A 13,273-nucleotide genomic window follows, 5' to 3' on the forward strand; every position below is an offset into this window, starting at 1 on the left:
AGGGTGACCTAACTAGCGTCTCTCCAGGCCCGCCAGAGTCGCGCGTAACGGCCGCCCAAGGCCACCAGCTCCTCGTGCGTGCCCTGCTCCACGACGCGTCCCGCATCCAGCACGGCGATCCGGTCGGCGGCCACCGCCTGGGTCAGCCGGTGGGCCACGAACAGCGTGGTCCGCCCGGCGCAAGCGGCCAGTACGGCCCGCTCCAGCTCGGCGGCGCCCTCGCTGCCCGCCTCCGCGGTCGACTCGTCGAGGACCACCACGGGCGCCCGGCCCAACACCAGCCGGGCCAGGGCGACCTGCGCCACCTTCGTACCGTCCAGCCGGGCACCGCCCTCGCCGACCGCGGTGTTCAGACCCTCGGGCAGCGCATCGACCCATTCGGCCGCCCCTACGGTGCCCAGCGCGGCCAGCAGTTCGGCGTCGGTCGCCTCCGGCGCGGCCAGTCGCAGGTCGTCGGCGAGCGGCCCGGAGAACACGTGCGTCTCCTGGGTCAGGATGCTCACCAGCGCCCGCGCCGCGGCCTCGTCCAGATCGGCGAGGTCGGTCGAGCCGATCCGCACCGACCCGGCCTCCGGGGTCCCGATGCCGGCGATGAGCGCGGCCAGGGTCGTCTTTCCGGCGCCCGTCGCGCCCACCAGGGCCAGCGAGCCGCCCGCCGGGATCGTCAGGCTGACATCGCTCAGGACCGGCTCCTCGGCGCCGGGGTAACGGAACGTCAGCCCCTTCACCGTCACCGGGTACGGCTCCTCGCCCGCCGGCGCGGCGGTCGCATCGCCCACCAGCCGGTCCTCCGTGGACTCCGCCAGCACCCCGACGAGCCGGGTCAGGCTCGCGCCCGACTTCTGGGCCTCGTCGAAGGTGAACATGATCGCGCCCAGCGGGGTGAACAGGCGGTGGAACACCAGCGGCGCCGCCGCCACTTCGCCGAGGCTGGCCGAGCCGGTCTCCAGCAGGGCGTAGCCCACCACGAGGATCAGGACCAGGCCGATGAACTCCGCGCGGTTCTCCCGGCCGACGAACCGGCCGAAGAAGTGGAACACCTCGATGCCGAGGTCGCGCACCCGCCGCGAATCCTGGGAGACCTTCTCGCGGAAGGCCTCCTCCAGGCGGTGCGCCCGTACCGTCTCGATGCCGTTCAGGCCGCTGATCAGCGCCTGCGCGCGCTCGGCCTGGGCCACCGCGCGCTTGCGGTAGAGCGGGGCGGACCGGGGCAAGTACCAGCGCAGGGCCAGCGCGTAGGCCGGCAGCGCGCACGCGCCGGCCAGGCCGAGCCGCCAGTCGAGGCCGAACATGCCGATCGTGGCGATGGCCACCAGGACCCCCGCCGAGAACACCGTGGGGATGGCCGAGCGGATGCCCTTGGACAGGACGGCGACGTCGTCGCCGACCCGGGAGAGCACGTCTCCGCGGCCCACCTGCTCGACCCGGGCGCTGGGCATGCCCAGGACGGCCCGTACGGCGCCTTCGCGCAGGTGCGCGAGCAGGTCGGCGCCGAGCCGCCCGATCAGGTAGGCGGACAGGGCGGTGGCCGCCGCGCCGAGCAGCGCGGCGGCCACCATCCAAGCCCCGATCGTGACCAGGACCGAACGCGGTTCGCCCCCGGTCACTCCGTCGACCACCTCGCCGAGCAGCAGGACGGGGAGCATCTGGAGAGCCGCCCCGGCGACCGTACTGAGTACGGCGCCGGACGTCAGCCAGGGCATCGTGCGGCAGTTCGCCGCGACCCATCGGGCTGCTTCACGTCCGGACGTCGTGCGCAGGGTTGCCGGGGCGACCCGAATGTCCGTGGTGCTCACACCTAGCCGACCGACTTGACGAGCTCGTCGATGGCGAACGGCAGGGCGGGCAGGGTGGCCTGGGACATGGCCGCGCCGGCCGCCGGGCCCTCGCTGTCCAGCAGGTAGGACACCTTGTTGGCCTTGGTGACCTTCAGGTTGGCGAAGAGCTCGGACTTCTTCAGCGCGTCCGTGTCGGCCTTGTCGTTGATGACGAAGACGCGGTCGACGTCGATGAGGTTCATGCGCTCCGGGGAGAGCGCGAAGGAGAACTTGCCCTCCGAGATCTTGTCGAGCTCGGTCTGGGGCTTGAAGCCCATGCCGGTCAGGAGCTGGCCGCGCACGTCGGTGGAGGTGAAGGGGTTGACCGCGTCCTTGTACCAGGACACCGCGACGGCCGTCTGGGTGGCGAACTCGGGGTGCGCCTTCTTGACCGTGGCGAGCTTGTCCTGGATGCCCTGGATCATCGCCTTGCCCTCGGTCTCCTTGCCGACCGCCTTGGCGATCTGGAGGGCGTTGTCCGACCACGGAGCGCTGAAGGGCTCCTTCTCGGCCTTGGTGCGGCCGACCGTCGGGGCGATCTTCGACAGCTTGTCGTAGGCGGCCTGGTCGACCTCGGAGTAGACCGCGATGATCAGGTCGGGGCGCAGGGCCGCGATCTTCTCGAAGTTGGGGCCGGCGTCACCGTTGCTCATGATGACCTCGGGCTTGGTCTCGCCCCACTTGTCCTTCACCCAGGGCCACTGGGTGTTGATGTCGGGGCTCTGACCCGCCGGGTTCGGGTACTGGTCGGTCATGCCGACCGGCTTGATGCCGAACGCGAGGACGGTCTGGTCGTCGGTGTAGCCGACGGTGACGACGCGCTGGGGGGCCTTCTTGACCTCGGTGGAGCCGAAGAAGTGCTCGACGGTCACCGGGAACGCACCGGTCGCGGCCGGGGCGTTTGCGGCGTCGTCCTTCTTCTTGTCCTTGCCGTCGGTGGCAGCCGTCTCGGAACCGCACCCGGCGAGGAGGCCTACACCGAGGGCCGCGGCGGACACGGTTGCCGCCAGCTGCCGCCAGGGCTTCATTCGTGTCGTTCGGTCGAGGAGCATGCGGGATCCCTTGCTTTCGTGCTGTCCACTGCGGCCCCACTTAGGGCAGGCAAACCGTACCCCGGGGAAGTGAGGTAAGCTTAGCCTAAGTTATGGCTCGTTCTAGCCGTCCGCAGCCGGACTTCCCACACTCTGGACGTGAGTCCGCCCGATCGGCACGACGAGGGGCCGGTCACCCACCGGATCGTCAATCACCATGGCACGCAGGCCGAATGCCTCGTGCAACAGCTCGGCGGTCAGCACCTCGCGCGGATGGCCCTGCGCCAGCACCGAACCGTCCTTCATCACGATCAGGTTGTCGCTGTAGCGCGCGGCCAGGTTGAGGTCGTGCAGCACCATGACCACGGTGCATCCCGACTCGTGCAGGTCGTCGACCAGGTCGAGCACGTCGACGGCGTGCGCCAGGTCCAGATAGGTCGTGGGCTCGTCGAGCAGCAGCAGGTCGGTCCCCTGAGCGAGGGTCATCGATATCCATACGCGTTGACGCTGCCCCCCGGAGAGGGCGTCGACGGGACGGTCGGCCAGGTCGGCCACCCCCGTCATGGCCAGCGCGCGCTCCACCACGGAGGCGTCGTCCGAGGACCACTGGCGCAGCCAGCTCTGGTGCGGATGCCGGCCCCTGGCGACCAGGTCGGCCACGGTCAGGCCTTCCGGCGCGACCGGCGCCTGGGGCAGCAGGCCGAGCTTCTTCGCCACGTCCCTGGTCCGCAGCCGGGCGATGTCCTCGCCGTCCAGGACGACGGATCCGCTGGTCGGCTTGAGCAGTCGCGACAGGGTCCGCAACAGGGTGGACTTGCCGCATCCGTTGGGGCCGATGATCGTGGTCACGACCCCTTGCGGGATCGTCACGTCGAGCGAGTCGATGACGGTCCGGTCGCCGTACCCGACCGTGACGCCCTTGGCCGCCAACCGCGGGACGCCCTCGGTCCCGGACTGGGCCTCGGTGATGTACTGAGCGACCACGGCTCCCCCTCTATTTAGGCTTGCCTAACCTTTCTATCACCTAGCGGCGGTTCGCCCGCACCAGGAGGTAGATGAGGAAGGGGCCGCCGATCGCGGCGGTGACCACGCCGACCGGCAGGGTGACCGGCAGCGCCGTACGGGCGACCAGGTCCGAGCCGATCAGCAGCAGCGACCCCACCACGGCGGACGCCACCAACGGCGGCGTCGGGGACTTCGTCAGACGGATCGCCACCTGCGGCGCCACCATGGCGACGAACGGGACCGGCCCCGCCGCGCTCACCGCGAAGCCGGCAAGGAGCACCGCGCACAGCAGCAGGACGGCCCGTACCAGCGCGTACCGCACGCCGAGGCCCGCGGCCACGTCGTCGCCGAAGTGCAGCGGCTTGAACTGGAAGGACACGCACGCCACGACCACCGCGAGGGCGAGGGTGCCCCAGAGGGCCACCGACACCTCGTCCCACGACCGGTTGTCCAGGGAGCCGACCAGCCACGCCTGTGCCCGCGCCACGTCCCTGATGTCGGCGGTGACCAGCAGCCAGGTCGTGAGCGCCTCCATCACGGCGCTCACGGAGAGGCCGATGAGGATGAGCCGGAAGCCGTCGACCCCGCGCCGCCACGCCATGAAGTACACCAGCAGGCCCGTGCCGAGGCCGCCCGCGAGCGCCGCCCCGGACAGCCCCACGGAGCTGACGACGGCGGCCGTGGCCCCGCCCGACACGGTCACCAGGCACACCGCGACCGCGCTGGCGCCTCCGGTGATACCCAGGATGTCCGGACTGGCCAGCGGATTGCGGGCGATGGACTGGGTGATCGCCCCGGACATGCCGAGCGCGATGCCCACGACGAGCCCGGCCAGGGCCCGCGGCATGCGCAGATCCATGATCACGAACTGGTCGACCTGCTCGCCCCCGCCGAAGAGGGTGGCGACCACCTGCGACAGGCCGAGGGGGAAGTCCCCCACGGCGATGGACAGGCAGAACACCAGGAAGACCGCCGCCATCAGCAGCAGCGTGACCAGCACGATCCTGGGCCGCCAGACGAACGACATGCCGCCGAGCCGCACACCCGGCGCCACCGAGGGCTTCCGATCGGGCTCCCGGGCGGGCTTCACCACTGTCACGTTCATGCGCTCTTGAACTTTCCCCGCCACACCAGGACCGCGAAGAACGGGGCGCCGAGGAGAGCGACGAGGATGCCCGCGTCCAGCTCTCCCGGCCGCACCACGACGCGTCCCACGATGTCGCAGACCAGAAGGACGACCGCGCCGAGCAGGCCCGCGTACGGCACCAGCCAGCGGTAGTCGGGCCCGGCCAGATAGCGGGCCACGTGCGCCACCATGAGGCCGAGGAAGGCGATCGGGCCGCACGCGGCCGTCGCCGCGCCCGCCAGCAGCGTGATGGCGATGATGCCGACGGTCCGGATGAGCGTGATGTTCACGCCCAGTCCGCGCGCCACGTCGTCGCCCAGGTTCAGCAGGTTGACGGAGGGCAGGGTGGCCAGAGCCAGTACCAGCCCCACGACGATGAAGGCGGTCACCGGCCAGATGACGTCGAAGCCGACGCCGGCCACCGACCCGGCGTTCCAGAACCGCAGGGCGTTCAGCGCCGCCTTGTCCGTCAGCGCGACCGCCGTGGTCATCGCCATCAGGAACACCGTGACCCCCTGCCCGGCCAGGGCGAGCGTCAGCGGATTGCCCGCGCCCCGGCCGATGCTCGACAGCCCGAACACGACGACACCGGCGAGCGCGGCGCCCAGGAAGGCGAACCAGACGTACTCGAAGGGGTCCGTGAGCCCGAGCAGGGCGATCGCCGACACCACGGCGAACGAGGCGCCGGTGTTCACCCCGAGCAGGCCGGTGTCCGCGATGGGGTTGCGCGTGTACCCCTGGATCAGCGCTCCGCCCACGCCCAGGGCGATCCCCGCCACGATCGCGAGGACCGTACGGGGCACCCGTACGGTCCTCATGATGAGCCGGGCTTCGGAGAGCTTCTGGTCGGGGTCCGGATCCGCGAAGAGCCCGTGCCACGCCTCGGCGGGGCTGAGTGCCCGCGCGCCGACGGCGAGGGAGACCAGCGCCGCGGCCACGAGGAGCGCGAGGAGGGCGCCCAGACCCACGATCCGCCGCCGCCGGGCCTGCGCGACGACCCGGGAAGGCGCCGGGCGCCCGACCGCGGGCGGGCCTCCGGCGGGGAGGCGAGTACCAGTGGGCACGGACGTTCCTTCGGTATGGGACAGGGGGTGATTGCACACTACTGCCGCACCTCGGGGGCGAGTACGCCCGGGAGGCACGGCAGTGGGTGTGCGTGGGTGGGGCCGGTCAGACGGCGGGCTGGCGGGCTCCGGCGCCCGCTCCCCCGGCGACCGGACGGGCCTGGTCGGGCACGGCCTTGAGGTTCCGGTCGAGGATCGAGTCGAGTATCTCGCCGACACGTACGGCGGTGTTCGACAGCAGGGAAGAGGTGATGCCGTGCGTGTGCTCGGTTCCGCCCTGGAGGTAGATGCCGCAGCTCAGTTCGAGGTCGGTCGCCACCCGGTAGTCGCGCTCGACGCGGACCCGGCCCTGCTCGTCGCGGTGGCAGCGGTCCGCGACCTCGCCGAGCAGGCCCAGGCCGTCGGCCTGCTGGTACCCGGTGGCGCACACCACGACGTCGGCGTCGAGCACGCTCTCCTCGCCGGTGACGAGGGACTTGATGCTGGCGCGGACCCCGTCGGCCGTCTCCTCCACGCCCGTCAGGCGCGAGACGTTCAGGAAGCGGAGCCGCTCGGTGCCGAGGACCTTCTCCTGGTACGCCTGGCGGTACAGGTCGTCGATGAGGTCGATGTCGACCACGGAGTAGTTGGTGTTGCCGTGGTAGCCCATCAGCCGCTGCTTCACGTCCTCCGGGGCGGTGAAGTACTCGTCCACCGCCTGGGGGTCGAAGATGCGGTTGGCGAAGCTGCTGTCGTCCGCGGGGCTGTAGCCGTAGCGGGAGAAGACCGCGCAGACCTCGGCCTGCGGGAAGCGGCGGTGCAGGTAGGCCACGTTCTCGGCGGCGCTCTGGCCGGCGCCGACCACGATGAAGCGGGTGGGCTCGCCGCCTTCGAGCGCGTCGACCTTCGTCAGCAGGTCGGTGTTGTGCCAGACGTGCTCGGTGCGCTCGACGCCCTCCGGCATGACCGGGCGCAGACCGGTGGAGATGACGAGGTTGCGGGCGCGGTGGACGACGACCTCGTCGCCGGAACGCGCCGTCACGTCGAGGTACTCCACGACGCCGTCGCGCACCACGGGTTCGACAGAGACGACCTGGTGGCCGTACGAGACCATGTCGTCGACCTTGGCGGCGGCCCACTCGAGGTAGTCGTGGAACTCGACGCGGAGCGGGAACAGGTTCTTGTGGTTGACGAAGTCGATCAGCCGCCCCTTCTCCTGCAGGTAGCAGAGGAAGCTGTACTCGCTGGTCGGGTTCCGGAGCGTCACCAGGTCCTTCATGAAGGACACTTGCATCGTCGCGTCGTCGATGAGCATGCCGCGGTGCCACCCGAAGCGGGGCTGCTGCTCGAAGAAGTGAGCGGTGACCGCCTCTTGCCTTCCGACGCGCACGTTGTGCTCGCTGAGCGCGATCGCCATGGCGACGTTCGACGGCCCGAAGCCGATACCGATCAGGTCGTGGATCAGTGGTGCGTCGCCAGGAAGAGCCTGTGACATGTCACTCCCATTTGGTGCGGGACAGCCGCCTGCCAGGCGTCGTGTCAGGGGTGGGGGAAAGGGGGAGTCCAGGCGCACCGGTGACCGGCAGCCGAGTGGAACTTAGGTAAAGCTAACCTGATCCAGGCAGGCTGTCGACCAGGCAAAACGGACAACGAGCTCACAGTCGGGCCAATCGAGCCCAGAATCGGGGCTGTTGCACTGTTAGGTAAGCCTTGCTTTACTTACCTTTGCTCATTCGCTCTTCTGAGGAGGAACCCCGATGCGGGTCGTTATGTTCGGTTATCAGACCTGGGGCCACCGCACCCTCAAGGCGCTCCTGGACTCCGAGCACGACGTCGTGATGGTTGTGACCCACCCCAAGAGCGAGCACGCCTACGAGAAGATCTGGAGCGACTCGGTCGCCGACCTCGCCGAGGAGCACGGCGTCCCGGTCGTCATCCGCAACCGCCCCGACGACGAGGAACTCTTCCAGCAGCTCAAGGAAGCCGACCCGGACATCCTCGTCGCGAACAACTGGCGCACCTGGATCCCCCCGCGCATCTACACCCTGCCCCGGTACGGCACGCTCAACATCCACGACTCCCTGCTTCCGAAGTACGCGGGCTTCTCCCCCCTCATCTGGGCCCTCATCAACGGCGAGCCCGAAGTCGGCGTGACGGCGCACATGATGGACGAGGTGCTCGACGCCGGCGACATCGTCGTGCAGCGCTCGATCCCCGTCGGCCCGACGGACACGACCACGGACCTGTTCCACAAGACGGTCGACCTGATCGCCCCGGTGACGATCGGCGCGCTCGACCTCATCGCGTCCGGCCGGACCGAGTTCACCAAGCAGGACCGCTCCCAGGCGACCTTCTTCCACAAGAGGGCCGAGGAGGACATCCGCATCGACTGGACCTGGCCCGCCGAGGACCTGGAGCGCCTGGTCCGCGCCCAGTCGGCCCCGTACCCGGCCGCCTTCACCTTCCACAAGGGCAAGCGCCTGGAGATCCTCACGGCCGTCGTCTCCGAGGGCCGCTACGGCGGCACCCCCGGCCGCATCTTCTACCGCGAGGGCGAAGGCGTGGTCATCGTCGCCGGCGCGGACGCCCGCACGGGCCGCAACCACGGGCTGGCCATCACCTCGGTCCGCACCGAGACCGGCGAGGAACTCCCCGCCACGGCCTACTTCAAGTCCATGGGCGGCTACCTCACGACCCGCCCCTAACCCCTCAAGACCCCGGCCCGCCCCGGACGGTCCCCGGGCGGGCCGGACCTCATCGCAGACACCCCGTTGCCCTGGGCGCAAGCCCAGGGCAACGGGGTGTCTCGGGGTGCATGGCGGCAGGGTCAGCGGACGTCCACGTAGTCCTCGCGGCCCTTGGAGGCGTAGTGGGTGGCGGGGGCGTCGTCGTAGCGCATCTGCCAGGTGCCGTCCTGGTCCGCGGTGAACTTCCTGCTGAAGGTGCCGTTGGCGAGGGTCTTGGCGGTGCCCAGCTGCTTCCACGCGCTACCCGGCGTCGCCGGCTTGAAGTAGATCCGGACGGTCTGACCGGCGAACGGCTTCCAGGTGGTGCTGTACCTGTGCGTCAGCAGGCCCTTGGCGGTGATCGTCGTGCCGCGGGTCACGCCCTCGGGGGTGACGTCGTCAGCCGTGAGCTGCGTAGGCCGGCGGATGAACTGGAAGGTCTGGCTGGTGGTCGGGCCCACGTTCGCCGTGCCGTGGCGCAGGCGCCACAGACCGGGCTTGGCGGAGGAATACGGGCTCTTCAGGGTGAAGGGCGTGTTGTAGGTCGTGGTGGTGGAGCCGACGTAGGTCCAGGTCTTGCCGTTGTCGCCCGAGAAGTCGAAGTGGACCCGGGCGGTAGCGCCGGCCGGGACAGTGCCGTCCTTGACGATCAGCTTCCCGGTGTAGGTGATGTTCCGGTACTGGTCCACGTGTCCCACGAGCCCCTCGAAGGCACTCATGTGGGTGGCGTGCACGGCGAAGGAAGAGGACGAGGGCTCGAACCAGGCACTGGAGAACCCGACCGTCATCTTCGCGTCACCCGTGACGCGAAAGCCACCCACTCCGTTGCCGCAGTCCTCCCGGTACGCAACGACGCAACCGTCCTTGGTCACCGCGAGGCCCTCGTCCAGGGGCTTCTGAGTGCCGTCGTCGGCCGTGCGCGTCAGAGTGCCGCGAACGGGGATCTTGGTGCCGAAGCGCGCGGTCACCGTGGCACCGGGCGAACTCACGTTCAGCTTCGTGGCCTGCTTGCGGATCGGCAGGGGCAACTTGCTCCACACGGACTCGCTGCCCACGAGGGAAGCCAGCAGATGGGCCTCCCGCTCGTCGCCGCGGAAGGCGAAGGGGCCGGCGAACCGTCCCGCCCCGTCGGTGGTCAGCTGCGCGGCCTCTCCCGAGTAGGCCTGGACCTTGACCTCGGCGCCCGCCAACGGCCTGACTTGACGCGTCTTCGGATCCTCCGCGACCACCCTGCCCGAGGACTGCCCCGAACGGCTGTCATAAGACAGCGAGGGCACCGAGGAAGCGAAGCCCTCGATCTTCGGGTTGATGGCGTAGTTCAGCACCCCCGTCTCGGCGGCGACCTCCTCGTTGCTCTGGCCCTCGTTACGGACCACCTCGAGGTCGTAGGCGGCCATCTTGTCCAGCGTGGCGGGCGCGGACGTGTAATTGCTGTAGCTGCAGTCCTCGTCCCCACACACACCGCTGTCGAAGCCGCCGACCCGCGCGACGACCGCACCTGTGCCCTTCTCCCGTACCCGGACGGCGAGGCCGTTGCCGACCGACCAGCCTTCGTAAGACTGGAATTTGACGCGAAACGCCCCGTCGGACCCGACCGAGGAGCTCACAACGTACACGTGCTCCAAACTTCCGTCCGCGGCCTGCGCTGCCGGGGCGGCGAAGAACGTGGACGCGGCGATGCCGAGGGTGGCGCCAAGCGCCGTGATGGATCGTTTAGCTGACACGGATGATGCCTTCCGAAGCGTGCAGGAGCGGGAAGCGTCGGCAGCACCCGTCCTACGAGTGAGCCACTGCCACCCGTTGGACTCACGACCCCGGAGGATGGTTGCCCCGGCATGTGTCATCTTTGAGGAGAACGGTCGAGACCCGACCCGACCGCCGTGTCGCCATCGCCGCCGACGCCGGCTTGTAGCCGCTGTCTCCGACAGCGCCGAAGGACGACGACGCGTCGGCGTCGAATACGAGGTCTGCTCATGGAATCCGCTACGCACGTCTTCATCGCCGGTATCGGCAACTCCGGGCCGGAGCACTGGCAGGCCCTGTGGCACGGCCGGGTGGCCGGCAGCGTCTGGGTGGAGCACGCCTCCTGGGACGCGCCCCTCCGGGACGTGTGGGTGAAGGAGCTCGACGACACTCTCCGGGCCATCGAGGGCCCCAAGGTCCTCATCGCCCACAGCCTCGGCTGCACGCTGGTCGCCGAATGGGCCTCGGAGTACGAGGACCACGCCGTCACCGGCGCCTTCCTGGTCGCCATGCCGGACGTGCACGGCAGCAACTTCCCCACCGCGGCGGTGGGTTTCGACGCCCCGCCGCAGACCCCTCTGCCCTTCCCGGCGCTCGTGGTCGCCAGCGAGGACGACCCCTACGGCTCCCTGGAATCCGCCTCGGCGGGCGCCGAGCGGCTCGGCGCCCAGCTGGTCGGCGTCGGCGCCAAGGGCCACATCAACGCGGCCTCGGGACTCGCCGACTGGCCCGAGGGCTGGTCCCTGTTCAGCGAGAAGTTCACCGGGTGACCACCGGCCGTGGGTGCCTCCCCTCCCCAAAGGGGAGGCACCCGCGGCCCCGCGACGGTGCCCGGCGCCGGCTCACGCCAGCAGGGAGAGCACCGTGTCTCGGGTGGCCGGGTCCGCCAGCAGGCTCGCGCGCTCGTGCGCCGTGCGCACGACCCGCGTGGCCCGGGCCCCCGGCCAGTCCCCCTGGAACGAGCTGCCGACGGACACGATGTTCACCACGTCCCCGCCCCAGGCCGGGGCCGCCCCGTGGTAGGCGGCGATCTGATGCGTCAGCAGGTCCAGGTACACCCGTACGATCTGCTCACTGGCCAGGGCGACCTCGTCGTCGTCGAAGAGGTCTTCCGCGAGGGAGTTCCGCGCGTACCGGGTCATCTCCTCCCGCATGGCCCGCACGAGCTCTTCGGGAGTGTCGATGAGGGAGGCGACGTCCGTCCGGGAACCGCTCTCCTCGAACCCCGAGGCGTCGATCTGCCGGAGAACGGTCGCGTAGTCGTCGGTGATGTCCTGCGCGGTCAGCGGCGCCGCGTCGAAGAAGAAGAGCGGGGGCGCTTCACTCCCGGCCTCCACCATGTGCCGGGCGAGTTCCTGCGCCAGCGGAGCCGAGGCGCAGTAGGCCAGTATTCCGGCGATCTCCCGCTCGGCGACACCGTGCGTGGAGAAGAGCTTCTCCGCGTAGTCGCGTCCGGTCAGTTCGTCGGGGAGGGGCGCGGTCAGCAGATGTGCCACTTCGTATCCGTGTGCTTCGAGACCGAGGTCGGCGATCTTCGCCTCGGCGCGGCGCCCCGGGTAGTCCAGGGCCAGCAGCGTGCGTACCACTTCGGTGTCCTTCCGGGTCAGGGCTTCGCGGGGGCCTGGGCGGACCGCACGAGGAGGTCGATCTGTTCGGCGAGGTCCTTCAGCACGGGGTGGTCGAGCACGACCTGAACGTTCAGGCTGATGCCCCACGTCTTGCGGGCGCGCAGGACGACCCGGGTCACGAGCAGCGAATCCCCGCCGGCGTCGAAGAAGTTCTGTTCCCGCTCCTCCTGGCGGGAGTTGAGGACCTCCTCCCAGATGGCGGACAGTGCGCGCTCCGTCTCGGTCCGCGGTGCGCGGGAGCGCGCGTCCGGGGAACCACCCGGTGCACGGTGGGAACGGAGTTCCAGCGTGCAGCACTTCGCGCTGCCGCCGGCCTTGAGCAGCTCGGAGAGGTCGACTCCGATCGGGTTGAACCCCCGCTGCCTGAGCTGCTCGGCGAGGCCGGTGGCGGCCTCGGGCATGATCACGTTGAAGCCGTCGCTGAAGGCGTTGAGGCCGAAGACCGCCGCGTCCTCGGGAGAGGCCAGGATCGCGTCGGGGAAGAGCTCTTCCAGGACGGCCCGGCTGCCGGGCGAGAAGGCCTCCGGGTAGTACATGATCTCGGTGTCCGAGAGCACCGAGAGGGCGGTGTCCAGGTGGTAGTGGTTGGGGTTGACCAGGGTCAGGCCCGTGACGGGAACACCGAAGAACTCCTGGGCCTCCGCGTGTGAACGCGGGTCGGTGCGGAAGCCGGTTCCCGCCAGGAGGCGACGGCCGACCAGGAGGTAGTCGCCCTCGCCCTCGTTGATGAACTCCGGCCACAGCACCTGGTCGAAGCCCTGGCCATGGAGCCAGGAAAGGTAGGCGGGACCCTCGGCGGTCCGCTCGGCGTGACGGAAGCGGGCACCGAGGACCTTGCCGTCCACCACGGTCGCGCCGTTGGCGGCGAAGACCATGTCGGGCAGGCCGGGAATGGGGTCGATGACGTCCACGGTGTGGCCGAGCGAACGGTAGAGCTCGTACAGCCTTTCCCACTGGGCGAGCGCCAGGCCCGCGTCGCACGGCTTGTCCGGGTGCATCCACGGGTTGATGGAGTACACGACGTCGAAGTGCTCGGGCCGGCACATCAGCAGTCGGCGGGGGGTGGCCGCGCGACGGCCGGCGTGCTGCTCGGCAGCAGGGAGGATCGCATCGGTGATGGGCACGGACTTGCTCCTACGGGGAATGAGGGGATG

At 69.9% G+C, this 13,273-nt stretch carries 11 protein-coding genes and 1 pseudogene; 2 read left to right on the forward strand and 10 right to left on the reverse strand.

Annotated features, from left to right (window positions below; genetic code table 11):
* Positions 1 to 8: 8 nt before the first annotated feature.
* The 6 genes from ACE1OC_RS10625 to ACE1OC_RS10650 all read right to left on the reverse strand — a co-directional run bounded on the left by ACE1OC_RS10625 (position 9) and on the right by ACE1OC_RS10650 (position 7,517).
* On the reverse strand, positions 9 to 1,796 hold the full coding sequence (locus ACE1OC_RS10625; RefSeq protein WP_407836822.1) for an ABC transporter ATP-binding protein: 1,788 nt from the start codon (positions 1,794 to 1,796) through the stop codon (positions 9 to 11).
* 2 nt (positions 1,797 to 1,798) lie between these two features.
* Positions 1,799 to 2,869, reverse strand: a complete 1,071-nt coding sequence (locus ACE1OC_RS10630; protein ID WP_407836823.1) for an iron-siderophore ABC transporter substrate-binding protein — start codon at positions 2,867 to 2,869, stop codon at positions 1,799 to 1,801.
* Between the two features lie 102 nt (positions 2,870 to 2,971).
* Entirely contained in the window at positions 2,972 to 3,832 is an 861-nt protein-coding gene (locus ACE1OC_RS10635) for an ABC transporter ATP-binding protein (RefSeq protein ID WP_407836824.1), read from the reverse strand.
* A gap of 40 nt (positions 3,833 to 3,872) precedes the next feature.
* The gene (locus tag ACE1OC_RS10640; protein ID WP_407836825.1) at positions 3,873 to 4,958 is read right to left on the reverse strand and encodes a FecCD family ABC transporter permease; all 1,086 of its coding nucleotides are present in this window, start codon (positions 4,956 to 4,958) and stop codon (positions 3,873 to 3,875) included.
* On the reverse strand, positions 4,955 to 6,043 hold the full coding sequence (locus ACE1OC_RS10645; RefSeq protein WP_407836826.1) for a FecCD family ABC transporter permease: 1,089 nt from the start codon (positions 6,041 to 6,043) through the stop codon (positions 4,955 to 4,957). The genes ACE1OC_RS10640 and ACE1OC_RS10645 overlap by 4 nt, the downstream gene beginning before the upstream one ends.
* A 106-nt stretch (positions 6,044 to 6,149) precedes the next feature.
* Positions 6,150 to 7,517, reverse strand: a complete 1,368-nt coding sequence (locus tag ACE1OC_RS10650) for a lysine N(6)-hydroxylase/L-ornithine N(5)-oxygenase family protein (protein WP_407836827.1) — start codon at positions 7,515 to 7,517, stop codon at positions 6,150 to 6,152.
* A 262-nt stretch (positions 7,518 to 7,779) separates the two neighbouring features.
* Here ACE1OC_RS10650 and ACE1OC_RS10655 point away from each other — a divergent pair, with 262 nt between their 5' ends.
* The gene (locus tag ACE1OC_RS10655; protein WP_407836828.1) at positions 7,780 to 8,727 is read left to right on the forward strand and encodes a methionyl-tRNA formyltransferase; all 948 of its coding nucleotides are present in this window, start codon (positions 7,780 to 7,782) and stop codon (positions 8,725 to 8,727) included.
* 122 nt (positions 8,728 to 8,849) lie between these two features.
* Here ACE1OC_RS10655 and ACE1OC_RS10660 read toward each other — a convergent pair whose 3' ends face one another.
* Positions 8,850 to 10,472 carry a hypothetical protein gene (locus tag ACE1OC_RS10660; protein ID WP_407836829.1) on the reverse strand — a complete coding sequence of 541 codons (1,623 nt, stop codon included), beginning with the start codon at positions 10,470 to 10,472 and terminating at the stop codon, positions 8,850 to 8,852.
* A gap of 249 nt (positions 10,473 to 10,721) precedes the next feature.
* Here ACE1OC_RS10660 and ACE1OC_RS10665 point away from each other — a divergent pair, with 249 nt between their 5' ends.
* Positions 10,722 to 11,261, forward strand: coding sequence for an RBBP9/YdeN family alpha/beta hydrolase (locus tag ACE1OC_RS10665; protein ID WP_407836830.1), 540 nt, complete (start codon positions 10,722 to 10,724; stop codon positions 11,259 to 11,261).
* A 72-nt stretch (positions 11,262 to 11,333) separates the two neighbouring features.
* Here the strand turns inward: ACE1OC_RS10665 and ACE1OC_RS10670 are convergent, their stop codons facing one another.
* The 3 genes and pseudogenes from ACE1OC_RS10670 to ddaH form a co-directional block, all read right to left on the reverse strand.
* Positions 11,334 to 12,077, reverse strand: a complete 744-nt coding sequence (locus tag ACE1OC_RS10670) for a hypothetical protein (RefSeq protein ID WP_407836831.1) — start codon at positions 12,075 to 12,077, stop codon at positions 11,334 to 11,336.
* Positions 12,078 to 12,094: 17 nt separating this feature from the next.
* Positions 12,095 to 12,406 carry a phosphopantetheine-binding protein gene (locus ACE1OC_RS10675; RefSeq protein WP_407841526.1) on the reverse strand — a complete coding sequence of 104 codons (312 nt, stop codon included), beginning with the start codon at positions 12,404 to 12,406 and terminating at the stop codon, positions 12,095 to 12,097.
* A pseudogene (gene ddaH / locus ACE1OC_RS10680) lies at positions 12,395 to 13,243 on the reverse strand (dimethylargininase); the annotation flags it as partial. The gene ACE1OC_RS10675 and the pseudogene ddaH, both read right to left, overlap by 12 nt.
* Between the last annotated feature and the right edge of the window lie 30 nt (positions 13,244 to 13,273).

It is taken from the genome of Streptomyces stoeckheimensis (assembly GCF_045822005.1).
GTDB classification, from domain to species: domain Bacteria; phylum Actinomycetota; class Actinomycetes; order Streptomycetales; family Streptomycetaceae; genus Streptomyces; species Streptomyces stoeckheimensis.